Genomic DNA, 23,599 nt, shown 5'->3' on the forward strand with positions numbered 1-23,599 from the left:
CGCCACCACCCCGCCCCTGATCCACCACCCGCTACACTGGCCGCGGGCCACAGGCACCACCACCTGCCGGCCCACTGCCTTCGTAGCTCAGGGGATAGAGCACCGCTCTCCTAAAGCGGGTGTCGCAGGTTCGAATCCTGCCGGGGGCACAGCAGTAAGGGCCAGCTCAGGAGGGGTTTCCTCCCGAGCTGGCCCTTTACCGTTCCGGGTTCCGTGCCACACGCCCGCCACCACGTCCTCTCGGCACCCGTCGGAGCGGAAGGAAGGCCCGCCACTCAGCGACAGCGGGGGCGGATCACTCACACCGAAGCAGCTCCCGGCCGAAGTCGTTCCGCCGACCTTGCGTGATCGCTATTGTGCAGCCACCAGCACGGGAGGTCCCATGGCTGACTACGCCACCCACGCTCAGAACGCTCGCGAGTTGCTCGAAGTGATTGATGCCAAGTCCGCGGTCAAAAAGCGCCTGTACGACGCCAATGCAGTCATCGCGGCCGCCCAGGTTGAGGCGATCCTGGCGCTTGCCGCCGCTATAGCCGGGCAAGGGACAGGCGCAGACCCCCGCTGATCCGCCGCAACCGTCCGGAGTTCGCATCGAGAGGTTCAGCCCGTGCCACAGCCGTGCCAGAAGGAGCGGGGAATCACGGGCACGGTGGGTGACTGACGACTCCTCAGACCGACACCAGCACGAGCACCGATCCCGCAGGTCAGCCGCCACGCGGCCCAAACTCGCTCCTGAAGCGGGTGTCGCGGGTTGGGATCCTGCCGGAGGCACCGAGGCGAAGGCCCCGGACGGGTTGTCCGGTCCGGGGCCTTGCCCGTGTTGGTCAGCGTTCAGTGCAGGCGGCGTCCGGTACCCCGTCGGTGGCGTTGTGCCCGCTGTGGAGGATCTCCCGCTGCCAGCGGTGTCGTGGTTGGGTGTGCAGCCGCCAGTAGTGGTCGGCGATGACATCCGGGTCGAAGGCCGTTCCGGGCTCCACCGGCCCGTCGATGGTGACGGTGGCCACGTGCACACCGGACGCCCCGTACTGGTCGTCCAGCAAGGTCACCAAGGTCCGCACGCCGGCCTTGCCCAGCGAGAGGCTGACGTATTGCGGTTTCGGCTCGGGCATCCCACCGGTGATCAGGAACGACCCGCTGCCACGTTCGGCCATCGCCGGCATCACATGGGATGCCGTGGTGATCGCTCCGACCACGTTGACCGCCCACGTATCCAGCTGCGCGCGTACCGACAGCTCACCGAGCGAGTCCGGCCGGACGGCCGCCGCGTTGTACACCACGACGTCCGGCAGGCCGAACTCACCGATCGCGGTATCCAGCGCGGAGCGCAGGGAGGAAGCGTCGGTACTGTCGGCCGCCACGGCGTGGACCGGTGATCCGACGGAGGCGACGGCGGCGGCCACCGTCTCCAGCGTTCTCTCGGACCGCGCCACCAGCGCGACCGGCAGGCCCTCACGCGCGAAGCGACGGGCGACCGACTGACCGACGCCCGGCCCCGCTCCGATGACTACCGCTCCGGGCATGGTGTTCCCCTCTGTCGTCAGGACTTCCGGCGGAGGAAGGCTAAGGTCTCTCATCGGTGTGAAGGTCAACCACGGACGGGGAGTTCACGTGCGGATCGGTGCCTTGGCCCAGGCGACCGGGGTGAGTGCCCGGTTGCTGCGGTACTACGAGGAACAGGGATTGCTCCGGCCGGTCCGACGCCCCAACGGCTACCGCGAGTACGCCGCAACCGACATCGCCGCGGTGGGACGCATCCGCACCCTGCTCGGGGCCGGCCTGCCGACCGCGGTCATCGCTCGGATCCTGGCCTGCGTCCCCGACGACAGCGCGCAGCCCGTTCCCTCCGGATGTCCGGATGCGATCGCCCACCTGCGACGAGAACACGCGCGAATCGACGACTTGATGACACAGCTGCGCACCTCTCAGCAGGCGCTCGGCGCGCTGCTCGACGCAGCCCTGCAGCACCCCCACAGCGAGATCACCGAGGAGCCGGAGGTCCCATGAAACGGTGAGAGCGACTCGTCCCATGGAAGCCGCCGTATGCCCCCGGAGCGGCCCCCGATCGGACGGCAGGTGATCGCAGCTTTCCAAGCCGAGCGCTCCGGGGAGACGCCGTGGTCGGGGAGGCTCGTGAGCAGCCCGGCCCATGATCGCGGTGGCCGCTGGGGCGGGGTACCGTCCTGTGTACTGACGCGGGAGGACAGGTGGCTGGTGATGTTCGGTTCAGCTGGGAACTGAGCGGCAGCGGGTGGGCGACGTATCGGATCGCGGACGGCACGTCCGAGCGGGAGGACGTCGTCAGTTACTGCACGGATGCCCTCCTCGACGTGTTGAGCGCATTCGCGGGGCTCTACGGAGAAGGGGGCGACCAGCGGGTCTCCTTCGATCTCGAGCCGGCCGAGGTGAGGTGGAGGCTTCGGCGTCGAGGGTCGGACGTGGAGATCGACATCTACCGGTTCCCGGACTTCCACGAGAGCTGGAACGCGCCCGATGACGACGGCACCCGCTGCTGGAACTCCACACAGCCGCGCGGCGTGCTGAGCCATGCGGTGATGGAGGCCGCCGAGAAGGTGTTGCGGCTGCACGGCGAAGTCGGCTACCGGAAGAAGTGGGTACAGCACGACTTCCCCACCGCCGCACTGGAGGATCTCCGACAGCTGCACCAGCGCAACGACGACTGCCACGCCGAGCAAGGCCGCGTCCATCCTGATGCGTAACGCTGAGGCCCATGTCAACGAGCCCAGGCATGGGCCAGTGCTTGGACCGCTAGCGCCAGTCTCCGCGGGCCCGTCGGCGGTCGTCGCGGATTCGTTCCTGGCGGTCTCGGCGGCGTACGAAGTCGCTCGGTTCCAGGTCGCCTTCCGTGAGCCGGCCGATCACGAGTCCGACGACGCCCAGCCCCAGTACGAGGAGGAACGCCCAGAAGTTGCCGAAATAGGCGGCGAAACCCAGCGCCATTCCGGCCATCAAGCCCACCACGGCCCTGCTCATCACGCGCTCCTTCACGCTTCGTGCCGGCTACCTGAGCCGCTGACCCTCTTTCTCCTCGTCCTCCTCCTCGTCAGGGAGCTTCACGTCGCTGACCAGGATGTTGACTTCGACGACTTCCCGGTCGGCCATCCGCTCCACCGCGGCGATCACGTTCTCCCGTACCTCACCGGCCACGTCCGTGATCGAGAAGCCGTACTCAACGACGATCTCCAGCTCGACGGCCGCCTGCTGCTCTCCGACCTCGACCTCGACCCCGCGGGTGACGGACTTGCCGCTACCGGCGCCGGGCATCCGCTCCCGCATCGATCCCATCGAGCGGGCGAATCCGCTGCCCAGGGCGTGGACGCCGGGCACGTCCCGCGCCGCCATTCCGGCGATCTTCTCGACCACCACGTCGGCGACGGTCGTCCGGCCGCGTGAAGCGGGTGCGCCGACATGCCTTGCGCCGGTGTTCTCAGTCATCGGGATGTTCCTCCCTCGCGAGGCCCACCTCGCACTTATTGTCCAATTATATTCGGTTTGGCATTTCTCACCCACTTCTGGACCGCTGCGCGGTGTGCGACGCTCTCGACAGGGGACTCGCTTGCGTGTGCGACATCGCGTGTCCCAGCGGCTGCCGGAAGGCTCCTGGGGGCGCAGCACCCGTCGGCCCCCTTCGGAGAGAGCTTCGCCATCATGAGTAGTGACACCTTGGTCCGCCCCCCGCCTCCAGAGGCGTCCGGCAGTGACTTCGCCCGATTGTCGAGAAAGATCGCCGCTGCCGGGCTGCTGGGGCGCCGCCCCGGCTACTACGCGCTGCGGATCACGGTCGTGAGCGGGCTCTACCTCGGCGGGTGGGCCGCCGTCGCGATCGTCGGTGACAGCTGGTGGACACTGGCCGTCGCCGCCTTCCTGGCATTCATGTTCGGCCAGGTCGCGCTGCTCGCCCACGACGCGGCCCACCGCCAGGTGTTCCGCCGGCGCCGGGCCAGCGAGGTGTCCGGACGGATCGCCGGTGCGGGGATCGGGATGGGCTACGGATGGTGGCAGGACAAGCACACCCGCCACCACGCCAACCCCAACCATGAGGAACTGGACCCCGACCTCGACCCCGACCTGCTGGTCTGGTCACAGGACCAGGCCCGGGCCGCCAAGGGGCCGGCCCGGCTGATCGGCCGCTGGCAGGCGTTCCTGTTCTTCCCGCTGCTGACGCTGGAGGGCTTCAACCTGCATGTGTCGAGCGTGAGGGCGCTGGCCAACCGCTCGCTCAAGCACCGCACGCTCGACGGTGTTCTGCTGTTCGCGCACTTCGCGGTCTACCTGACCGTGCTGCTGTTGCTGCTGCCGCCCGGCATGGCGATCGCCTTCCTCGCCGTCCACCAGTGCCTGTTCGGCGTCTACCTCGGTTCCGTCTTCGCGCCGAACCACAAGGGCATGCCGATCCTCAAGGGCGACGACCGGCCGGACTTCCTGCGCCGGCAGGTGCTCACCTCACGCAATGTGCGCGGCGGGATGTTCACCGACATCGTACTGGGCGGGCTGAACCACCAGATCGAGCACCACCTGTTCCCCAGCATGCCCAGCCCCAACCTGCGCAAGGCCCGGGCCATCGTGCGGAGCCACTGCCAGGTACTGGGTCTGGAGTACGTGGAGACCGGGCTGATCGCCTCCTACCGGCTGGCCCTCGCCAGTCTCCACCGGGCCGGGGCACCGCTCCGGCACGCCCGCGGTCCTGTCTGAGAGAACCGGCGCGGGCCGTCAGCCCGTCAGAGCGACGTACCGCGTCCGCTCCCGCTTCCGGTGTCGATCAGGATCTGTTCCGCCTGGCTGACGTTGTCCGCCCGGACCGCCTGCGCCATCGCCACGCGGGCGGCGTCCGGTGCCGTGTCCGGCGGGACCACCAGCAGCGAGAAGATGTCCTGGTCTCCCCGGGTGATCAGGACGGTGCCGTCGCCGACCGGGAAGCTGTCGATGTGCACCACCTGGTCGTCCACGACGAGACGCGTCGGGAGATCCTCCCAGGCCGCGGTGTCCAGTCCCACGCGGGTCACCGGGCCGATGTGCGGGATGAGGGCGCTCAGCAGCGCGGGCAGCTCCGCCGCGATGTCGCGCGAGCGCGGCCACCACGCGCCGTCGAGGACGCCTTCGCGTGAGGCGATCGTCTCCAGCCGGAGAAGCGCACACCCCGGCCGCACGGCCTCGTGGACGCCGCTGGGCAGACGCCGGGCAACAGGTGGTGTGTCCGAGCTGGTCATTGCGTACCACCCGTCTGAGGACCGGTGCGACAACGGAACCGCCTCGCACTTGCCACGCTACTCCTGGTGCCGTATATGGCAGGGATGCGCCTGTCCGGGTCACTTCCGCACAGTCCCCGAGCGAGCGACGCGCCGTGCGGGTAGGTCGTTCCTCGCAAGGTGACCCCCGGCCCATGAGGAGATCAGCCATGTACGCGGTAATCCGGCGGTACGAAGGGGTGACCGACCCTGTCGAGGCGGGACGGCGGGTGGACGAGGGCTTCGTGCCTCTGCTGCGCCAGGTCTCCGGGTTCGTGGCCTACTACTGGGTCGATGCCGGGGACGGGGTGATGGTGTCCACCAGCGTCTTCGAGGACCAGGCCGGGGCCGAGGAGTCGATCCGGAGGGCGGCCGACTTCGTACGGGACAACCTCGCGTCGCTGCTCCCCAACGGCCCGCAGGTCACCGCCGGCCAGGTGGTGGCCGCGGGGTAGCGGCTGCGGCGCCGTCGAGTCGAGTCGCGCCGGTCTCGGGGATCGCCGGTGGGTCGTCAGGGCGTCCGAGCCGCGGCGGTGCTCGGGGGTGCTTCCGTCTCCGTCGTGTCCTCCGCTTCCCATCTCAGCAGGTCGCCCGGCTGGCAGGCCAGTACCTCGCAGAGTGCGGCCAGGGTGGTGAAGCGGACCGCCTTGGCGCGGCCGTTCTTCAGGACCGCGAGGTTGGCGGGGGTGATGCCGACCCGGTCCGCCAGTTCGCCCACGGACATCTTGCGCCTGGCGAGCATCACGTCGATGTCGACGACGATCGGCATCAGATCACCTCGGCGAGTTCGGCCTGCAGCTGGGAGGCTTCGGCGTCACGGGCGACGGCCTGGGCGAGCAGCATGCGCAGGACGAGGACGACGAGCGCCACGCCCAGGATCGCGAGGCCTACGCCGCCCAGCAGGAGGACGATCCCCGGCGCCACCGCCTCGCCCGGGGCCAGGAACACGCCCAGGGTGAAGACCAGGAGCGCGGCGGTCACGACCGCGCCGATGACGATGTGGACGTAGCGGAAGGCGGCGTGCGAGAAGACCGTCCCTCGGCGCACCATGGTCACCAGCCGCCATACGCAGACCAGGACCACCTGGACCGTCACGACACCCAAGAGCACGATCACGATGACCGCCGGTCGCAGGTCGAAGTCCCTGAGGTCGGCCGCCAGCAGCGGCACCATCACCCCCTGCACGAACAGCGAACCGGCGAGCAGCCCCACGAGCACCGCCCGCAGCGCCAGCACCGTCAGTCTCCCCATCGCCTTTCCCTCCCTCTCTCTATGGAGTACCGAAACACGATGGAAATCTATCGAGAAACGATAGGTGTGGCAAGAGGATGCCCGCCGCAGCTGCTCCCAGGACACAGCGGCGCCGCCCACAGGGGCTCGGCTTGTGCATGCCGTCTGTCACAGCACCCGAGGCAGCGGCGACGAGCGGGCGGTAGGGCCTCAGGGTGTGGGAAAGGGCCGCGCCGGGGTGGTGGTCCCGGGGCGGCCCTTTCTGGTGGGTCAGAGGGTGGAGCGGGCGCTGGTCAGGGCCGTGCCGAAGGCGATGTCCGTGTAGCGGAGGGTCAGGCCGGTGGACTTGCCGGAGAGGGTGGTGGAGCCGGTGGGGGCCGGGCCCGTGGTGGTGCCGCGGGCCGTCCAGACGAGGCCGTCGGTGTTCTCGCCGGGCGCGCCGACGACCGCCTCCGCCTTGCCGTCCTTGTTCAGGTCGGCCAGGTGGGTGGCCGCTCCGAAGGCGTCGCCGCGTTCGGCGGAGCCGGGGACGCCGGTGGTGTCCTGGCTGTAGGTGACGGACTTCGAGGCCGTCAGGCCCGTCGCCGAGCCCTTGAGGAGGGTGGCCGAGCCGGCGTAGTAGAGGGAGCCGACGGCTTCCTGCGGGGCGCCGACCAGGACGTCCGCGTACTTGTCGCCGTTGGTGTCGCCGACGCTCAGGGTCGCGCCGAACAGGTCGCCGTCCTCGCCGGCGCCCGGGACGCCCGCGGTGTCCTGGTGGAGGATCTGCGGCTTCTGGTCCACGCCGATGCCCTGCGGGCCGCCGTACAGGACCTGGATCTCGCCGCCCCTGTGCGCGGGGGTCTGCCCGGACATCAGGGAGCCGTCGTACGGGTTGCCGGTGACCAGGTCGCCGTAGCCGTCGCCGTCGACGTCGCCGATCTGGCCCAGGAGGCCGTCGGCGAGTGGGAGTTCGGTGTAGGTGCCGTCGCCGTCGTCCAGGTGGACGGGGCCGCTGACGTCGCCGTCGGTGGGGCCGGGCAGCCAGAAGCGCTCGGCCTTGCCGTCGCCGTCGACGTCTCCCATCACGACGCCCCGGTTGGTGCCGAGGGCGTTGACGAAGGTGCGGGCGGCCGGGCGGCCGGTGCGGGTGAAGGGGCCGGTGTAGGTGGTGCCGCCGCACTGGCCGGTCACGCCGAGGTCGGGCGCGCCGTCCCCGTTCACGTCGCCGGCCGCGATGCCCGCGGCGAACTGGCAGCCCTCGTCCAGTCCGGTCGGGGTGGCGATCGCGGCGCCGCCCTTGAGGCCGCCGGAGCCGCCCCAGACGACGGTGAGCGAGCCGATGCCCGCCATGGTGCCGGCGGCTTCACCCGGCGTGCCGACGAGCAGGTCGGCGTAGCCGTCGCGGTCGAGGTCGGCGGAGGTGACGGCCGTGCCGAAGCCGTCCCACTCCTCCGGGGCGCCGGGGACGCCGGTGGTGGCCTGGGTGATGACGGTGCGGCGGGTGGCCGTCACGCCGTTCGCCGAGCCGTAGAGGACGACGACCGCGCCCGCCGCGTCGACCGATCCGTTGGCGGCGCCGGGCGCGCCGACGGCCAGGTCGCGGTAGCCGTCGCCGTTGAAGTCGTCCTGCACGGCGGCGGTGTTGGCGCCCTTGTACGGGCTGGCGGCCGAGGCGGCCGGGGCGGGCAGGGCGACGGCCAGCGCGGCGGCGGCCACGGCCACCGCCGCGGCCAGGGTCGTACGGGAGGTGGTCATCGCGTCTCCGGGGAAGAGGGGTCGGGTCGCCGGGCCGTGACCGCGGCCGGTCGGGGCGTGTGCGCGCGCCGGCGTCATCGCGCCGTCACCGCCTCCCCGAGCCGCGCCGCCCCGGCCGAGCCGAGGCCGGTGGCCGCCGGGCTCAGGGTCTTCGCGCCGGTCGCGGTGAGCGAGCCGGCCGAGCCGCGCAGGAACCACAGGTTGCCGGTGCCGCCGTTCTCGCCGGGAGCGCCGATCAGCAGGTCGGCGTACCCGTCCTTGTTGGTGTCGGTGAGGCGTACGGCCGTGCCGAACGCGTCGCCGGTCTCGGAACCGCCGGGCACGCCGGGGCTGTTCTGGGTCCAGACGCGGGCGTGGGCGGCGTCCAGCTCGGCGGTGGTGCCGCGGACGACGGTGACGGCGCCGCTCCTGCCGTCCTCGCCGGGGGCGCCGATCACCAGGTCGGCCTTGCCGTCCTTGTCGGTGTCGCCGATGGTGACGGACGCGCCGAAGCGGTCGCCCGCCTCGCCGGCGCCGGGCACGCCCGCGGTGTCCTGGGTGATCGTCTGGATCCGGCTCGGGGAGCCGTAGGCGGCGTCGAACCAGATGGTGACCTGGCCGCCGAGCGCGTTGCCGGGACTCTGCGCGGGGTCCTCGGGGTTGCCGACGACGATGTCGGGGGCGCCGTTGCCGTTGAGGTCGCCGACGGCGGAGACGGTGCCCGCGGGCAGGGTGTGGTGGTCGAAGCCGCCGGGTTCGTAGAGCGTGGTGTGCGGGTCGTCGCCGTGGCCGTCGTAGCCCCAGCCGCCGTCCGAGACGCCGCGGCCGTGCGCGAGGAGTCGGTCGGCGTCGGTGCCCGGGAGGTCGACCGGGGTGAGCGCGAGGATGCCGTACGCCGGGTTGAAGTCGTGGCCGTTGCCGCTGGTGCCGGTCTGCGCGGACAGGTCGGCCGGTACGTAGGTGACGTCGGCGTCGTTGGCGCCGACGGCGATGGACAGCTTGCCGTCGTTGACCGGGTTGACGGCGTTGTAGGTGCCGACGGCGAGGGTGCGGCCCCAGGCGTCGTGCGAGGAGGGCCACGGGTCGGTGACGCCCTTGGCCTTGACCGGGCCGGAGGCGGTGCCCCAGACGACGGTCACCGAGCCGCCGCCGGCGTCCCCGGAGACGTCCTCGCCGGGCGCGCCGACGACGAGGTCGCTGTAGCCGTCGGCGTTCAGGTCGTGCACGACGACCGAGGCGCCGAACCGGTCACCTGCCTCGGCGGTGCCGGGGATGCCGGTGGAGTTCTGGCTGAGGACGGTGCGCCTGGCGGCGTCGACGCCCTGTGCGCCGCCGTAGAGGATGACGACGGCGCCGGCCTTGGCGCGGCCCGCCACGGTGGCGTCCGGCGCCGAGACGACGACGTCGCGGTAGCCGTCCTTGTTGATGTCACCCGGCGTGCCGGTGGCGGCCTGGGCGCCGGCCGCGAGCAGCGGGGTCAGGCCCGAGGCCAGCAGGGTGGCGGACATCAGCAGGGTGCGTTTGCGCACGGGCTCCTCCAGAAGGGCATCCGGGACGAATGGCGGTGCACCGACGCCCGTTTCCCCGGGGGCTCGCGCGCGGGCGCGGCTGGTCGGCGCACAGGAGACGTCCGGTGGGGCCGGAGGGTTGTACGGGGCGGGAGAGTTTTTTCGAACCGGCGTCCAACCGGTGTCCAACCGGTGCCCGCGCCGTGCCTGTTGGGCGCCCGGTCGGCGCCCGCTCGGCGTCTACTCGGCGCCTTCTCGGCGTCTACTCGGCTCCCGGCAACCGCACCGGCGCGGTGTTGCTCACCTGCTGGAAGATCACCGAGGTGCGGAATCCGGTGACCTCGGGGCGCTTGCTGAGGTGGTCGGTGAGGAAGGCGTGCAGGTGGTCGAGGTCCTGGACGGCCGCGTGGAGGAGGAAGTCGTCGCCGCCCGACAGGACGAAGACGTGGAGGACCTCGGGCAGGCCCGCGGCGAAGGTCTTGAAGCCGTCGATGACCGCGCGGCTGAGGGGCCGCACCTGGACGGATACGAGGGCCTGGACACCGCGGTTGAGGGCGGCGGGGTCGATGTCGGCGTGGTAGCCGCGGATGACGCCCCGGCGGTGCAGGGACCGGACCCGCTCCAGACAGGTCGAGGGGGCGATGCCGAGTCTGCGGGCGAGTTCGCGGTTGGACTGCCGCGCATCCGTCTGGAGCAGCCGGACGATCGCCGAATCAAGTTCGTCCATAGGCGGTCACCGTACCCCAACTTCAGCCATACGTTCGGTGGTTGACCCACATCGCCGTTCGGTCGCGCAGCATGGGAGCCGTCGTATCGGACGAATGAAGGGACGGCAGGCGCATGCTCGACCATGAGCGGGTCGTGATCCACACCGGGCGGCGTTCCCGGCTGCCGGTGATCGTGGCCGTGCACTCCACCGCGCTCGGCCCGGCGGCCGGCGGTCTGCGGCTGTGGCACTACCCCGACTGGCGGGACGGGCTGACCGACGCGCTGCGGCTGTCGGCGGCGATGACCTCGAAGTTCGCCGTGGCGGGGCTGCCCAGCGGTGGCGGGAAGGCGGTCGTCGTGCTGCCGGAGGGCGCCCGGCTGGACGCCGGCCGCCGCCTCGACGTGCTGCGGGACGCGGCGGACGTCGTCGACTCGCTGGGCGGGTCGTACGCCACCGGCCCGGACGTCGGCACCGGCCCCGACGACATGGCGGTCGTCGCCGAGAGCACACCCCATGTCTTCTGCCGGCCGGAGCACCTGGGCGGCAGCGGCGACTCCTCCCCGCACACCGCGGTCGGCACGCTCGCCGCGCTGCGGGCCGTCGTCCGGCGGCTGCACGGCAGCGCCGACCTCGACGGCCGTACGGTCGCCGTCGTCGGTCTGGGCCGGGTCGGGGCCCATCTGGCGCGGCTGCTCGCGGCCGAGGGCGCGCGGCTGACGGTCGCCGACATCGACCCCGGCAAGCGGGCCCTGTGCGACGAGCTGGGCGCCGTATGGCGGTCGCCCGAGGAGGCGCTCGGCGCGGACGTCGACATCGTCGTCCCGGCCGCGCTCGGGTCCGTGCTCAGTGATCGGACCGTGGCCGGGCTGCGCTGCCGTGCGGTGGTCGGGCCGGCGAACAACCAGCTCGCGGCCCCCGAGGTCGCCGATCTGCTGCACGGGCGCGGCATCCTCTGGGTGCCCGACTACGTGGCGAGCGCCGGCGGTGTCGTCAACGCGGTCAGTGTGGAGGTGCACCGGCTCGGTCCGCTGGAGGCCCGCGCCCGGGTGGAGGCGATCGAGGGCACGGTCGAGGATCTGCTGGACGGCGCCGAGCGCTCCGGTCACACCCCGGCCCGCGTCGCGGCCGAGCTGGCCCGCCGCCGACTGGCGGGTCACGCCACGGCACAGGGCTGAGCAGACGCCGCACGCCGGTCCAGCGCGCGGCGGTCAGCACCTCGTACCGCCCCCGTCCGCCCCGCCCAGGACGCGTGCCCCGTGCCCCCCGTCCGCCCCACCCAGGATGCGTGCCCCATGCCCCCCGCCGAGCATGGGATCCGGTCGGATCTGGAGGGTGCCCATGAGTGGGGACGAGGTCGGGGGCGGTTCCGCGGCCTGGCGGAACCTGGTGGTGGCCACGGTCGGCTTCACCCTCACCTTCTGGGCGTGGAACCTGGTCGCGCCGCTGGCCGGTGATCTCGACGAGCGGCTGCACATGACCTCGTTCGCGCAGTCGGTGCTGGTGGCCGTGCCGGTGCTGGTGGGGTCGCTGGGCCGGGTGCCGGTGGGGGCGCTCACCGACCGGTACGGGGCGAAGCTGATGTTCCCGCTGGTGAGCGCGTTGACCATCGTGCCGGTGCTGCTGTTGATCCCGGCCCGGTCGAACTATCTGGCGCTGATCCTGGTGGGTTTCGTGCTGGGCCTGGGCGGGACGACGTTCGCGATCGGCGTGCCGCTGGTGAACTCGTGGTTCCCGCCCGGCCGCCGGGGTGCGGCGCTCGGCGTGTTCGGCATGGGCATGGGCGGTGTGGCGCTGTCGGGGTACTTCACGCCCCGGATGTACCGGCACGGCGAGAACCTCCCGTTCCTGGTGCTGGCCCTCGCTCTCGCGGTGTACGCCGTGCTCGCCGCCGTGCTGATCAGCGACCGGCCGGACCGCCCGGTGCCGTCCACGCCGCTCACCGCGCGGCTCGCGCGGGCCGGGCGGCTGCGGGTGACCTGGGAGCTGTCGGCGCTGTACGCGGTCGGCTTCGGCGGCATCGTGGCGTTCGGCGTCTACCTGCCGACGTATCTGAAGACCTGGTACGAGCTGGACGGGACCGACGCGGGCACCAGGGCCGCCGGATTCGCGCTGGTCACCGTGGTCTTCCGGCCGATCGGCGGATGGCTGTCGGACCGGGTCCATCCGGCCGTGGTCACCTCCTGGGCGCTCGGTCTGGTGGCGCTGTTCGCCGTGGTGCAGTCCTTCGATCCGGAGCTGGTCCCGGCCGGCACGGTCTGTCTGCTGGCGATGGCCGCCGGCCTCGGCACCGCCAGCGGTTCGGTGTTCGCGCTGGTCGCCCGGGTCACGCCGCAGGCGCAGGTGGGCAGTGTCACCGGCATCGTGGGCGCGATGGGCGGCCTCGGTGGTTTCGTGCCGCCGCTGGTGATGGGCGCCGTGTACAGCGCGCGGGGCTCCTACGCGATCGGTTTCATGCTCCTGTCCGATCTGGCGCTGGCCGGCTGCGTCTACGCGTACGGCCGGATGCGCACCACCAGCGTCTCCGCCGCCGAGACGCGTCCGGAGGCCGAGGCGCGGAAGGTCCCGGCCGACTGACGCCCCCGCGGCGCGCCCTCGGTACCCTGACGGAATGGGCGAAACCGTGGCCGCAGGTGAGCAGATGGGCGTCGTGACCGCGCTGGTGCGGTCGGCGTTCCTGGTGAACGCGGTGTACGCCGAGTCGGGCCGGGCCTTCGGGCTGACCCCGCAGCAGGGGCAGTTGCTGTGCGTGCTGATGCCCCAACCGTACGGGATGAGCGAGCTGGGTTCGATGCTGGGGCTGGCGAAGTCGAGCCTGACCGGTCTGGTGGACCGGACCGTGCAGCGCGGGCTGGTCCGGCGGGAGCCGGACCCGCGCGACGGCCGTGCGGTGCGGGTGGCGCTGACCGAGGAGGGCGCGACGCTCGCCGCGGAGTTCTACGCCGCCACCTGCCGCCGGATCGACGAGCTGCCGCGCACTCTGGCACCCGGCGAGCGGGAGCGGCTGGCCGCACTCCTCGCCCGGGTCGTCGTCGACAACGAGGTGCCGCAGGTGTTCAGCGAGCCGGAGCCGCGGCCGTAGCGGAGGCCTCGGGAGCGGCGTCCGGGGCGGCGGCGTCCAGGGAAGCGGCGGTCGGCGCGGGAGCCGTGCCGAACAGTTCCCGGAACCGTCCGACGAACAGGTCCGCCCCCTTGTACCGCGCGACCACCTCGGCGGGCAGGACCGCCGGCTCGTCCGGCCTCTCCTCCGACGGCATCTGCCCGACGCCGCGCTCCGGTCCGAGCGGCAGCAGCACGGACGGCACCGGCGAGGGCCGGTAGACGGCGCCGGGCCGCTCCCCGCGCACCTGGGCGCGCACGTTGGCGGCGACGACCTCCGCGTGCCGCATCGCGTAGCCGGCCATCTTGGCCTCGGGCAGGTCGGTGAGGTCGCCGAGGGCGTAGACGTGGTCGTAGCCCTCGACGGTGAGCCGTTCGGTGACGTGGACCCGCCCGGCGGCGGTACGGCGGGTCAGCCGTCCGTCGGCCAGGTAGTCGCCGTTGGTCCGGCCGCCGTGGGCGCGGAACCACAGGTCGGCCGAGATCTCGTCCCCGGTGGTCGTGCGGACGGTGAACGGCTCGGTGTGTCCGGGCTCGCCCGGAGGCTCTTCGGCGAGCGCGGTGCCCAGCCGTACCTCCACGCCCAGTTCGCCGAGCTGCCGGAGCAGGTCGGCGCGCAGTCGTGGTGCGAAGCCGGGCAGCAGTTCGGGCGCGGGGTCGACGAGCACGACGTCCTTGCCGGGCCACACGGACTTGATCTCACCGGCCAGTTCCAGTCCGACGGGTCCGGCGCCGGCGACCAGGACCCGTCCGGCCGCGGCGAGTTCGCCGTGCGCGGCGCGCAGCCGGGCCAGCGCCTCGGCGGTGTCGTCGGTGCCGGCCTTGGCGGGGAAGGGGTAGGCGGAGCCGGTGGCGAGGATCAGGTAGTCGGCCTCGATCCGGCGTCCGCCGGCCAGCCGTACGCCGCCGGGGTCGGCGGAGACCACGCGGTCGCGGACGACGGTGCCGCGCTCGAGCAGCCCGTCGTAGCGGAAGAACATGTTCTGCGCCCAGTCCGGACGGACCAGGGCGCGCAGCGATCCGGCGGCGTGCTCGAAGGCGTCCTTGGGTTCCACCAGGACGACCTCGGCGTCGGCGTCCAGCGCCTTGGCGACGGCGGCACCGCCGTATCCCCCGCCCACGACGACGACCTTGTTCATGGCACTCGGCTCCCCCTCGGCGGCATGCGGACATTGCATGCACAGGCATCAGTTCGTGTTACGAACCATATTAGTTCGTTGCACGAACTTCAATGCCTTCCGTCCTCCGCGCCCCGAGCAGCCCCCGCGCCAGCACGCCGGTCACCGCGATCGACGCCCCCGCCGTCACCGTCATCGCCGTCGCCGGGGAGGCGAGCTGGGCCACCGCGCCCGCCAGCGCCGCGCTCACGCCCTGCATCGTGAGCATCCCGGCGGAGTGCAACCCGAGGGCGTGGCCGGACAGTTCGTCCGGGGTGAGCGCGAGCAGCCGCTCCTGCTGCACCAGGCCCGCCCCGAACCCGGCGGACGCCACCAGCACCAGCGCCCCCGCCACCAACACCGACGGCCGCAGGAAGAACAGCAGGTAGGGCCCGGCGAGCAACAGCAGCAACGGCACCCCGAGCCGCGCCCGCCGCTCCGGCGGCAGCAGCCGGCCGACCGTCACGTCCCCGGCGAACATGCCGAGCGCCGCGCAGGCGAACAACGGCCCGGCCGCCGTGGGCGCGTAGGAGACGTACAGCGACTCGCAGCCGACGATCAGCCCGTTGGGCACCCACAGCGCGAGATACAGACGGCGGCGCGAAGGCGAGGACCACAGCGTGGAGTTGGCCCGCCAGGTCGCCCGGACCGAGGGGCGGCCGGTGGCGCGCGGTGGACGGGCGGTCAGGCCGAGCCGCAGGGTGAGCCCCGCCGCGGCGTACAGCAGCGCCGCCAGCAGCAGCGCCACCCGTGGCGTCAGCACGGCGACCAGGACGCCGCCCGCCGCGTACCCGCCGATCTGGGCCAGTCCGCTCATCATGTTGAAGACCGAACGCCCCAGCAGATAGCGCTCCTTGGACAGGATCTCGGTCAGCAGCCCCCACCGCACTCCGCCGCCCAGCGAGGCCACCAGCCCCTGTGCGAAGACCACGGCGAGCACCGCCGCCACCGGCAGCCCCGGCACCGCGAGCACCGCCGTACCGGCCGCGAAGGCGAGCGCCACCGCGGTGAGCGTGGCCCGCGGCGGCAGCCGGTCCGCGCCCGACAGCAGGAAGGTCGCCCCGGCCACCTGGGCCAGCGACGGGCCGAACATGCTCACCGCCGCCAGCAGCGGCGACCCGGTCGCCCGGAACACCAGCGTGCCGAGCGCGAGACCGCCGAGCGTCTGGGCTGCGGTCTGGGCGGCGGCGGAGACGAAGAGCGGAGTGAACTCCGGCGTACGGAAGAGGCCTGCATAGCCCGGTGAACTGCGCATGCCCGGAGTCTCCGGCGCCCGCGACCGGCCGGTTATTGTTTCGCGCACACGCGAAACCACGGGGCGGGGGCGGTCATGGGCTGGTGGCGGGTGGACGCCGACACCCTCGCCCGCGGCCGTTTCCTGCTCTCCCCGTACGCCGAGACCTTCGCGAGCCTGAAGCTGCTGCACGCCGGCACCGGCGCGCACCCGGGCGAGCGGGACTGGCTCCGCGCCCACCTGCCCGGCTACCGGGCCCGCCTGGCCGCCGACCCGGTGACCGCGCTGCTGGTACGGGCCGGACTCGGCCGGGACTGGATCGCCGACTTCCTCACCCCCACCCCGCTGGACGGCGAGGACTTCCCCCAGGCCGTCGCCCGGGTCCGCGCGGCCCGCCCCGGCACCGCCCGCGCCGACCTGTGCCGCTCCCTCGCCGGACCGCTCCCCGACCGGCTGGACCGCGACGACCTGCCGGAGCGGGCGGGGGCGCTCCTGGAGTACGTCTGGGCCGAGACCGTACGGCCGACCTGGGCCCGGCGGCGCCGCGTCCTGGAGGCCGACGTGGTCGCCCGGACCGCGCGGATGAGCCGGGGCGGCTGGGCGGCCGTCCTGGACACGCTGCGGCCCGGGACGCGCTGGCTGGGCACCAGCCGGTTCCAGGTCAATGCGCACGCGTACCCGCCGCGCGACATCTCCGGCGCCGAGCTGGTCCTCGTCCCGGTGACGCCGCGCGCCGGCTGGGTGTCCTGGGAGGAGCCGGAGCGGAACCGGTACGCCCTGGTGTACCCCTGCTCGGGCCCGCTCGCCGGCGACCGCGCCCGGCAGGTGCCCGCGAGCCTCGGCGCCCTGCTCGGCGGCGCCCGGGCGGCCGTCCTCGACCTCCTCGACTCCCCGCTGAGCACCACCCAGCTGACCGCCGTCACCGGGCAGGGCCTCGGCTCGGTCGGACGGCATCTGCGGGTGCTGCGGGAGGCGGGACTGGTGGAGCGGCGGCGCGCCGGACGGTCGGTGCTGTACGCCCGCACGACCGCCGGGGACGTGCTGGTCGAGGCGTCCGTCACCGGGCGGGGCTAGCATCCGCCCATGACGACCAACGCATCCTCTTCCTCCTCCGGGCCCTCCGTTCTCGACGTCGACATCGACGCTCTCCAGGGCGGGCCCGCCGACCTCAAGCAGTACGCCGGCCAGGTCGTGCTCGTCGTGAACGTGGCCTCCAAGTGCGGGCTGACCCCGCAGTACGCCGGTCTGGAGCGGCTCCAGGAGCGCTACGCCGACCGGGGCTTCACCGTGCTCGGCGTGCCCTGCAACCAGTTCCTCGGCCAGGAGCCGGGCAGTGCCTCGGAGATCGCCGAGTTCTGCTCGGCGACGTACGGCGTGACCTTCCCGATGACCGAGAAGGTCGAGGTGAACGGCGAGGAGCGGCACCCGCTGTACGAGCGGCTGACCGGCTTCGCCGACGCCGAGGGGCACAGCGGTGACATCCGCTGGAACTTCGAGAAGTTCCTGATCGGCCGTGACGGCACCGTCGTCGCCCGGTTCTCGCCGCAGACCGAGCCGGAGGCGGCGGCGGTCGTCGAGGCGATCGAGGCGCGGCTCGGCTGAGTCGACCTTTCCCCTGGGGCAGGCCGGAGCCTCCTGAACGCCGGGCGCACCAGGCCGCCCGGTGACGGAGGATGCACAGGTGGACGAGGAACTGCTCACCATCGGGGCGTTCGCCGCACGGGCCCGCCTCTCGGCGAAGGCCCTGCGGCTGTACGACCGGCTCGGCCTGCTCGCCCCGGCGCATGTCGACGCGGCCAGCGGCTACCGCTACTACCGGGCGGACCAGGCCGAGCGGGCCCGGCTGGTGGCGCTGCTGCGGCAGCTGGACATGCCGCTCGCCCGGATCGCCGAGGTGGTCCGCGCGGACGGCGCCGAGGCGGCCGGGCTGCTCGCCGCCTACTGGGCGGACGTCGAGGCCCGGCTGGCCGGTCAGCGGACGCTCGCCGCGTACCTCCGTGGACGGCTGTCGGGGAGGAGCTCCGAGATGTACGAGACGTTCACGATCGAAACGGCCGAGGTACCGGCGCAGGTGGTGATCACCGAGACCCGGCACACCCTCGCCGACGAGCTGCCCGCGTGGATCGGGGCGTCACTGGGGCGGCTGGAACGCGCGGCCCGGGAGTGCGGCGGCGTGACCGGCGCGCCGTACGTCGTCTACCACTCCGAGGTCTCCATGGAGAGCGACGGGCCCGCCGAGGCCTGTGTCCCGGTCGCCGACGAGGCGGCGGCGCGGGCCTGGGCCGAGGCCCGGGGCCGGGCCTGGCAGACGCGGGTCCGGGTGGAACCGGCCCGGCGTCTGGCCTACACCAGGATCGCCAAGGCGCAGGTGGCGCACCCGCAGATCCTGGCCGCCTTCGAGGCGGTGGAGCAGTGGCTGCGGGAGCGGGGGCTGGAGGCGGCCGGGCCGTGCCGTGAGGTCTACTTCGCGGACTGGGACGCGGCGGGCGCCGAGGATCCGGTGTGCGATGTGGCGTTCCCGATGACGGGCTGACACAAGCCGAGCCCCCTCGGCAAGGACGGCGGGCTCGTCGAGAGGGCTCTTCTTGGTGCTGCTTGTGCGGTTGTCGGCCGGTCGTCGCGGGCCGTGGCCCGATCGGCGTCCGATCGGCCTCCGATCGGCGGGGGGAGGATCAGTCAGATCCTCTCCCTACGCCTTCACCGATGCCACGAACGCGTTCCACGCGCCGGCGGGGAAGGCCAGGACCGGTCCCTGCTCGACCTTGGAGTCCCGGACGGCCATCGCCGCGCGGGCCGGGGACTTGATCTCCACGCAGGCGCCGTTGCCCTGGGAGTAGGAGGACTTGACCCACTGGTCCTGAGCGCCCTGCTTGATCGCCATTTTCACTCCGATGAGACAGTTGCTGAGTTGCTGTGATTGCGCCAACGTTCTTGCGTCATTGGCGTGATCGACGCTACTCGCCAACTTCGGAGGGCGGAGAGACTATTCACTCGACCGGATGGCATATTCCAGTGGGGTCTTCCATCCCGCCCGGGCGACGGTGTACCTTGCGGCGCCTTACCGGCGACCGGCGTAGTCCTTGACCACCTCGCCGATGAATTCCCGGGTTTGCTCCACATTCAGCGCCTGCGCCCGTAGATGCTCGTACATCACGCTGTATTTCTGGACATCCTGTGCCTTTTCCAGATAAAGGTCGCTGGTGACGCCCTCGATGTAGACGACGCTCGAATCGGCGGCGTCCGGGAACTCCAGAATCGCGTACTGCCCGCTCACGCCGGGATGCGCGCCCATCGAGAACGGGATCAACTGCACCGTGACGTGCGGCAGCTGTGACATCTCCAGCAGGTACTCCAGCTGCTCGATCATCACCTGTTTACTGCCGACCTCGCGGCGCACCGCCGCCTCGTCCAGCACCGCCCACAGCCGCAGCGGGTTCTCGTCGGCGGCAATACGTTCCTGCCGACGCAGCCGGACCTGCACCCGTTTGTCGATGTCGGTCGGGGTCGCCTCCGGTAGCGCGCCCACGATCAGCGCCTCGGCGTACTGCCGGGTCTGCAACAGGCCCGGCACCACCTGCGGGTCGTACACGCGCAGGCTCGCGGCGTCCGTCTCCAGGCCGATGTAGACGCTGTAGGGGATGTCGCCGAAGGAGTGCCACCAGCCCTGCTGGCGGGAGTCCTTGGCCATCTGCATCAGCGAGTCGACGATCCGGTGGTCCTCCACCTCGTACACCCCGCACAGATCGCGGACGTCGCGCTGGCTGATGCTGCGGCGGCCGTTCTCCAGGCGGCTGATCTTCGACTGCGACACCAGCAGCCGCTCCGCCACCTCCTCGGCCGTCATGCCCTTGAGCTCGCGGAGCCGGCGCAGCTCCTGGCCCAGCCGGCGCCGCCTGACGGTGGGATTGACATTGGACGCCACGGGACGCGCACCTCCGGCTGCTGCCTCAAACTTGCAACTTTGCGTATCTGCTGCTCAGCAGACTGCCACCAAGGTGCTTCCGACCGCTGGGAAACAGCGGATATACGGCGGGTACACGCCAGATCCACACATGTGGACATGCGTCCGCGCGGGGCGGCGGAAGCGTCCGTCGTCCGAACGACGCTTTCCACCACCCCGCGCGGCTCGCGGCTCCCGAACGGGTCTGTGCTGCGGTGCGGCTCAGTGAGCCACGGCACGGGCCATGCTGCCGTGGCGCGGCTGCGCCGGTACACCGCGTGCGGGTTCCGGGGCCTGACGGCCTGTCGGTCCCGCGGCACGACGCGGCTGTGCCACCGCGCCGTTCTGGACGTCCATCACGGCGTGCGCCACGAGGCCGCCCATGGGGTCGTGCCTGATCAGGTCCCGCAGCCGGGAGCGGGACGAGCGTCCCTCGTTCCCCGGATACAGGTGCTTGCCGAGACCGACCGCGTGCGCCAGTGCGGCGAGCGCCGCGGTCCGCGGGTCCGGCGGTACGCCGGTGCGGATCGCGTTGTCCAGCCGGGCCTTGATCTCCCGGCTGATGTCGGTGTCCGTCGCCTGGTAGCGAGTCGTCGGCAGCACTCCGCACATCTGGCCCTCCACGGCATGCACCATGCCGCAGCGTTCCAGATGCGAGAGGTACGTCTGGCGTAGCCCGAGACGCGGCCCGCCGATCCAGTGGACGGCACGCACCGGAGCGCCACGCCTTCGCAGCAACTCCAACGCGCAGTCCAGTGTCGGATCTCCTGTCGGCCGTGGTGCCACCACGGCGATACGATCCCCGTCTGGGGCTATCCGTCCGGCCAGCGCCAGCTCCACTAGCTGTGCTCCGGCCAGACCCAGGTCGAGCGACTGCGGCTGTGCAGTGGTACCCGTGGCCGGGTCCAGTGCCAGCAGCAGAAGCTCCTCCGGAAGTGTTCTGCGGCTCCTGCCCATCCATGCCTCCCCGCGTGGATGAAAGACAGGGTGACCCCTCTCACATTGGTCTGTCGAGGGTGCGTGACCGGTTCGTAGTGGAACCAGTAGCTATGTCGTTCTCGTCTACCGCTTGGGTTTAGCCCGCACACAGGACACTGGTACATGGTTCGGACAGTGGTTGGCCGAGGTGTCCGGGCAGCGTTCGGTTCGGTAACGCACGGGAGCGTGCGGCATGGAGGAGGCATCGGTGGCGGGCGAGTCCCCCGACAGGTCGAAGCAGCGCGAGTCGTCGGAAGAACCGACGTCGGGGAGCGCGGGTCCGGTTCCCGAGGCCAGGAGTGAAGTGAGCGATCCGCGCCTCGCCGTGGCGCGCGCCGCCGTCGACACCGCGACGCGGGTCCTCTCCGCGAAGGAACTCGCCGAAGCCCGCGGCACGGACGGCTCCGGCGACGAGAAGCTCCGCGCGGCGGTCGCCGCGTGGGTCCGCTCCGGTCCCGCGGAGGGCGCGACGGACGCCGACGAGGCCGATGGGACCGACGGGACCGACGCGGACGCGGCGGACGGGGAGGACGGCTCCACGGCGGGCGTGGAGGACTCTGCGGCGGACGCGGACGGCTCTGCGGCGGACGTGGAGACCGAGGGCGCGGGCGACGGCGGGGACGAGGCGGAGGGCGCCGCGGACGCTGCGAGCCGCCAGGCCGAGGCCGACGCCGACGCCGCGAAGGGCGCTGCGCGCGGCGGGGACGAAGCTGACGCCGAGGGCGCCGGGGGCGTGTCGGCCGACGAGGACACGGCTGACGCCACGAGCGAGGCCGAGGCCGAGGTCGACGAGACCGAGGCCGACGAAGCCGACGAAGCCGAAGCCGAAGCCGACGAAGCCGAGGACTCCCCGCGCGCCGAGAAGGCCGCCGCCACGGCGAACGCCTCGGCCGCAACGGCCGCGGACGCGGCGGACGCGGCGGACGCGGCCGAGGACGGGCAGGAGCCGGGCGGTGCCGAGTCCGAGGGCGCCGCGGACGAGGACGAGGGCACCGAGGCCGTGGCCGAGGGCGGCTCCGACGACGAGTCGGATGCCGCCGACGGCGAGCGCGGCGCGGGTGAGGACGCGGAGGACGAAGGCGAAGCCGAGGCCTCCGCGGTGGACCAGCCCACCGCCGTCTTCAAGGCCGTACGGCCCGCGGAGCCGGCCGTGGACCAGCCGACCACCATGCTGAAGATCGGCGGCGCCGCCAAGAAGCCCGAGGGCGAGGCGGAGGGCAAGGCGGAGCCCGAGGCCGAGAAGAAGCCCGCGGCCGAGGCGGAGCGCACGAGCAAGTTCGTCGCGCTGAAGCCCCTGGACGCCCCGGAGAGCCGCAAGCCGCGCGCCGAAGCTCCCCCCGCCGCTCCCGCTCCCGCTCCCGCCGACGCCACCGCCGCCGTCCCCCAGGTGGGCCCGGAGCGGACCACGCAGCAGCCGCTGCCGCCGAGGCCGCCGCTGGACCTGCTGGCCGAGCTGACGAACACGCCGCCGCCTCCGCAGACGCCGCTGCGCACCGCCGTGCGCCGGGTGAAGATCTGGACGCCGCTGGTGCTGCTGCTGGTGGTCGTGTTCGCGGTCGTCCAGTCGATGCGGGAGCTGCCGGCGCCGACCCTCCGGCTGACCGCCGAGGAGAGCTTCATCTTCGACGGTTCGAAGGTGGACATCCCGTGGCCGCAGGACGGTCAGGCCGCCCTGGACGTCCAGGGCATCGGCTCGTTCGGCTCGTCCGGCGAGCAGAAGCCCGTGCCGATCGCGAGCGTCGCCAAGGTCATGACGGCGTACGTCATCCTCCGGGACCACCCGCTGAAGAGCGGCGAGGAGGGCCCGAAGATCAAGATCGACCAGGCGGCGGAGGACCAGTCGCAGGCCGGTCAGGAGTCGACGGTCAACGTCTTCGCGGGTGACGAGATCTCCGAGCGGGAGGCGCTGGAGAGCATTCTCATCGCATCCGCGAACAATGTCGCGCGTCTGCTGGCCCGCTGGGACGCGGGCTCCGAGAAGGACTTCGTGGCGAAGATGAACGCCACCGCGGAGGACCTCGGCATGACGAACAGCACGTACACCGACCCGTCGGGGCTGAACGACTCGACGGTGAGCACGGCCGTGGACCAGGTGAAGCTCGCGAAGGCCGCGATGACGCAGCCCGCGTTCCGCGAGGTCGCCGCGATGATGTCGTACGACGACTACAAGGGTGTCAACCACTCCAACTGGAACCAGCTGGTCGGCAAGAACGGCGTGGTCGGCATCAAGACCGGCACGACCACCTCGGCCCTGGGCAACCTGGTGTTCGCCGCGAAGAAGGACATCGACGGCGAGACCCGCACGATCGTGGGCGCCGTGGTGCGCCAGCCTCCGGGCGGCGTGGACAACACGATCCTCGCGGGCGCCCTGTCCGCGGGCGATCAGCTGATCCGGGCCGCGCAGGACGCTATGGAGCCGGCCACGATCATCAAGAAGGGCGCTGTCGTCGGCTATGTGGACGACGGTCTCGGCGGCCGTACCCCGGTCGTCGCCACGGAGGACGTGACGGCGGTCGGCTGGGCGGGCCTGGAGGTCAAGCTGTCGTTCGCGGCGGACGAGCTGCCGCACACGGCGAAGGCCGGTGCCAAGGTCGGCACGCTGACCGTCGGCGACGGGGCCACCGCGGGCGCGGTGAAGGTGCCGGTCGCGCTCCAGCGGGACCTGGTCGAGCCGAGCTTCACGGACAAGCTGACCCGCATCGGCTGACCGGACCGGCCGACCCGCATCGGCTGACCCGGACCGGCCGACCGGATCCGCCGGCCTCCGCCGCCGTACCCCGCGCACCCC

General features: G+C 72.1%; 26 protein-coding genes and 1 tRNA gene. 13 read left to right on the top strand and 14 right to left on the bottom strand.

Annotated elements, in window-relative coordinates; genetic code table 11:
* Positions 1-76: 76 nt before the first annotated feature.
* Both ABT232_RS03465 and ABT232_RS03470 read left to right on the top strand, forming a co-directional pair.
* Positions 77-149 (top strand) — tRNA-Arg (locus ABT232_RS03465).
* A 233-nt stretch (positions 150-382) separates the two neighbouring features.
* Positions 383-565 (top strand): hypothetical protein, encoded by a 183-nt coding sequence (locus ABT232_RS03470; protein WP_351835217.1) that lies wholly within the window; start codon positions 383-385, stop codon positions 563-565.
* Between the two features lie 259 nt (positions 566-824).
* On the opposite strand, the gene ABT232_RS03475 is transcribed toward ABT232_RS03470, so the two are convergent.
* Positions 825-1,520, bottom strand: coding sequence for an SDR family NAD(P)-dependent oxidoreductase (locus ABT232_RS03475; RefSeq protein ID WP_351835220.1), 696 nt, complete (start codon positions 1,518-1,520; stop codon positions 825-827).
* An 88-nt stretch (positions 1,521-1,608) separates the two neighbouring features.
* Here ABT232_RS03475 and ABT232_RS03480 point away from each other — a divergent pair, with 88 nt between their 5' ends.
* Positions 1,609-2,004: a MerR family transcriptional regulator gene (locus ABT232_RS03480; RefSeq protein ID WP_351835222.1), complete on the top strand. Its 396-nt coding sequence runs from the start codon at positions 1,609-1,611 to the stop codon at positions 2,002-2,004.
* Positions 2,005-2,204: 200 nt separating this feature from the next.
* Positions 2,205-2,717, top strand: coding sequence for a hypothetical protein (locus tag ABT232_RS03485; RefSeq protein ID WP_351835225.1), 513 nt, complete (start codon positions 2,205-2,207; stop codon positions 2,715-2,717).
* A gap of 49 nt (positions 2,718-2,766) precedes the next feature.
* Here the strand turns inward: ABT232_RS03485 and ABT232_RS03490 are convergent, their stop codons facing one another.
* Positions 2,767-2,991, bottom strand: coding sequence for a hypothetical protein (locus ABT232_RS03490; protein ID WP_351835228.1), 225 nt, complete (start codon positions 2,989-2,991; stop codon positions 2,767-2,769).
* Between the two features lie 27 nt (positions 2,992-3,018).
* Positions 3,019-3,453: an Asp23/Gls24 family envelope stress response protein gene (locus ABT232_RS03495; RefSeq protein WP_351835231.1), complete on the bottom strand. Its 435-nt coding sequence runs from the start codon at positions 3,451-3,453 to the stop codon at positions 3,019-3,021.
* 213 nt (positions 3,454-3,666) lie between these two features.
* On the opposite strand from ABT232_RS03495, the gene ABT232_RS03500 reads away from it, so the two are divergent.
* Complete coding sequence (locus ABT232_RS03500) at positions 3,667-4,710, top strand: fatty acid desaturase family protein (RefSeq protein ID WP_351835234.1); 1,044 nt, start codon at positions 3,667-3,669, stop codon at positions 4,708-4,710.
* 26 nt (positions 4,711-4,736) lie between these two features.
* Here ABT232_RS03500 and ABT232_RS03505 read toward each other — a convergent pair whose 3' ends face one another.
* Positions 4,737-5,225 (bottom strand): DUF5994 family protein, encoded by a 489-nt coding sequence (locus tag ABT232_RS03505; RefSeq protein ID WP_351835236.1) that lies wholly within the window; start codon positions 5,223-5,225, stop codon positions 4,737-4,739.
* Between the two features lie 188 nt (positions 5,226-5,413).
* Between ABT232_RS03505 and ABT232_RS03510 the strand changes: the two genes are divergently transcribed.
* On the top strand, positions 5,414-5,698 hold the full coding sequence (locus tag ABT232_RS03510; RefSeq protein WP_351835239.1) for a hypothetical protein: 285 nt from the start codon (positions 5,414-5,416) through the stop codon (positions 5,696-5,698).
* 56 nt (positions 5,699-5,754) lie between these two features.
* Here ABT232_RS03510 and ABT232_RS03515 read toward each other — a convergent pair whose 3' ends face one another.
* From ABT232_RS03515 to ABT232_RS03535, 5 genes are all read right to left on the bottom strand, one after another.
* A complete protein-coding gene (locus ABT232_RS03515; protein ID WP_351835241.1) occupies positions 5,755-6,012 on the bottom strand; it encodes a helix-turn-helix domain-containing protein in 258 nt (85 codons plus the stop codon).
* Positions 6,012-6,494 (bottom strand): DUF2975 domain-containing protein, encoded by a 483-nt coding sequence (locus ABT232_RS03520; RefSeq protein WP_351835243.1) that lies wholly within the window; start codon positions 6,492-6,494, stop codon positions 6,012-6,014. Before ABT232_RS03520 ends, ABT232_RS03515 begins: the two co-directional genes overlap by 1 nt.
* A gap of 249 nt (positions 6,495-6,743) precedes the next feature.
* On the bottom strand, positions 6,744-8,210 hold the full coding sequence (locus ABT232_RS03525; RefSeq protein WP_351835244.1) for an FG-GAP-like repeat-containing protein: 1,467 nt from the start codon (positions 8,208-8,210) through the stop codon (positions 6,744-6,746).
* 74 nt (positions 8,211-8,284) lie between these two features.
* Positions 8,285-9,718 carry a hypothetical protein gene (locus ABT232_RS03530; RefSeq protein WP_351835247.1) on the bottom strand — a complete coding sequence of 478 codons (1,434 nt, stop codon included), beginning with the start codon at positions 9,716-9,718 and terminating at the stop codon, positions 8,285-8,287.
* Between the two features lie 241 nt (positions 9,719-9,959).
* Positions 9,960-10,424 (bottom strand): Lrp/AsnC family transcriptional regulator, encoded by a 465-nt coding sequence (locus ABT232_RS03535; RefSeq protein WP_351835250.1) that lies wholly within the window; start codon positions 10,422-10,424, stop codon positions 9,960-9,962.
* Positions 10,425-10,537: 113 nt separating this feature from the next.
* On the opposite strand from ABT232_RS03535, the gene ABT232_RS03540 reads away from it, so the two are divergent.
* From ABT232_RS03540 to ABT232_RS03550, 3 genes are all read left to right on the top strand, one after another.
* Positions 10,538-11,581 carry a Glu/Leu/Phe/Val dehydrogenase family protein gene (locus tag ABT232_RS03540; protein ID WP_351835252.1) on the top strand — a complete coding sequence of 348 codons (1,044 nt, stop codon included), beginning with the start codon at positions 10,538-10,540 and terminating at the stop codon, positions 11,579-11,581.
* A gap of 163 nt (positions 11,582-11,744) precedes the next feature.
* A complete protein-coding gene (locus tag ABT232_RS03545) occupies positions 11,745-12,980 on the top strand; it encodes an MFS transporter (protein ID WP_351835255.1) in 1,236 nt (411 codons plus the stop codon).
* Between the two features lie 64 nt (positions 12,981-13,044).
* Positions 13,045-13,485: a MarR family winged helix-turn-helix transcriptional regulator gene (locus ABT232_RS03550; RefSeq protein ID WP_351835657.1), complete on the top strand. Its 441-nt coding sequence runs from the start codon at positions 13,045-13,047 to the stop codon at positions 13,483-13,485.
* On the opposite strand, the gene ABT232_RS03555 is transcribed toward ABT232_RS03550, so the two are convergent.
* On the bottom strand, positions 13,460-14,641 hold the full coding sequence (locus tag ABT232_RS03555) for an NAD(P)/FAD-dependent oxidoreductase (RefSeq protein WP_351835258.1): 1,182 nt from the start codon (positions 14,639-14,641) through the stop codon (positions 13,460-13,462). The genes ABT232_RS03550 and ABT232_RS03555 overlap by 26 nt on opposite strands.
* Positions 14,642-14,711: 70 nt before the next feature.
* Positions 14,712-15,914: an MFS transporter gene (locus ABT232_RS03560; protein ID WP_351835260.1), complete on the bottom strand. Its 1,203-nt coding sequence runs from the start codon at positions 15,912-15,914 to the stop codon at positions 14,712-14,714.
* Positions 15,915-15,989: 75 nt separating this feature from the next.
* Between ABT232_RS03560 and ABT232_RS03565 the strand changes: the two genes are divergently transcribed.
* The 3 genes from ABT232_RS03565 to ABT232_RS03575 all read left to right on the top strand — a co-directional run bounded on the left by ABT232_RS03565 (position 15,990) and on the right by ABT232_RS03575 (position 18,426).
* On the top strand, positions 15,990-16,967 hold the full coding sequence (locus ABT232_RS03565; protein ID WP_351835263.1) for an ArsR/SmtB family transcription factor: 978 nt from the start codon (positions 15,990-15,992) through the stop codon (positions 16,965-16,967).
* A 9-nt stretch (positions 16,968-16,976) separates the two neighbouring features.
* Positions 16,977-17,495 carry a glutathione peroxidase gene (locus tag ABT232_RS03570; RefSeq protein ID WP_351835266.1) on the top strand — a complete coding sequence of 173 codons (519 nt, stop codon included), beginning with the start codon at positions 16,977-16,979 and terminating at the stop codon, positions 17,493-17,495.
* Positions 17,496-17,556: 61 nt separating this feature from the next.
* A complete protein-coding gene (locus ABT232_RS03575; protein WP_351835269.1) occupies positions 17,557-18,426 on the top strand; it encodes a MerR family transcriptional regulator in 870 nt (289 codons plus the stop codon).
* 156 nt (positions 18,427-18,582) lie between these two features.
* Here the strand turns inward: ABT232_RS03575 and ABT232_RS03580 are convergent, their stop codons facing one another.
* From ABT232_RS03580 to ABT232_RS03590, 3 genes are all read right to left on the bottom strand, one after another.
* Positions 18,583-18,774 carry a DUF397 domain-containing protein gene (locus ABT232_RS03580; RefSeq protein WP_351835270.1) on the bottom strand — a complete coding sequence of 64 codons (192 nt, stop codon included), beginning with the start codon at positions 18,772-18,774 and terminating at the stop codon, positions 18,583-18,585.
* Positions 18,775-18,951: 177 nt separating this feature from the next.
* Positions 18,952-19,815: a helix-turn-helix domain-containing protein gene (locus ABT232_RS03585; protein WP_351835273.1), complete on the bottom strand. Its 864-nt coding sequence runs from the start codon at positions 19,813-19,815 to the stop codon at positions 18,952-18,954.
* Between the two features lie 240 nt (positions 19,816-20,055).
* Positions 20,056-20,790: a GOLPH3/VPS74 family protein gene (locus ABT232_RS03590; RefSeq protein ID WP_351835274.1), complete on the bottom strand. Its 735-nt coding sequence runs from the start codon at positions 20,788-20,790 to the stop codon at positions 20,056-20,058.
* A gap of 214 nt (positions 20,791-21,004) precedes the next feature.
* Here ABT232_RS03590 and ABT232_RS03595 point away from each other — a divergent pair, with 214 nt between their 5' ends.
* Complete coding sequence (locus tag ABT232_RS03595; protein ID WP_351835277.1) at positions 21,005-23,518, top strand: D-alanyl-D-alanine carboxypeptidase; 2,514 nt, start codon at positions 21,005-21,007, stop codon at positions 23,516-23,518.
* The last annotated feature ends 81 nt before the right edge of the window (positions 23,519-23,599 follow it).

The sequence above is a fragment of the Streptomyces sp. NPDC001532 genome, from assembly GCF_040298625.1.
Lineage (GTDB): Bacteria > Actinomycetota > Actinomycetes > Streptomycetales > Streptomycetaceae > Streptomyces.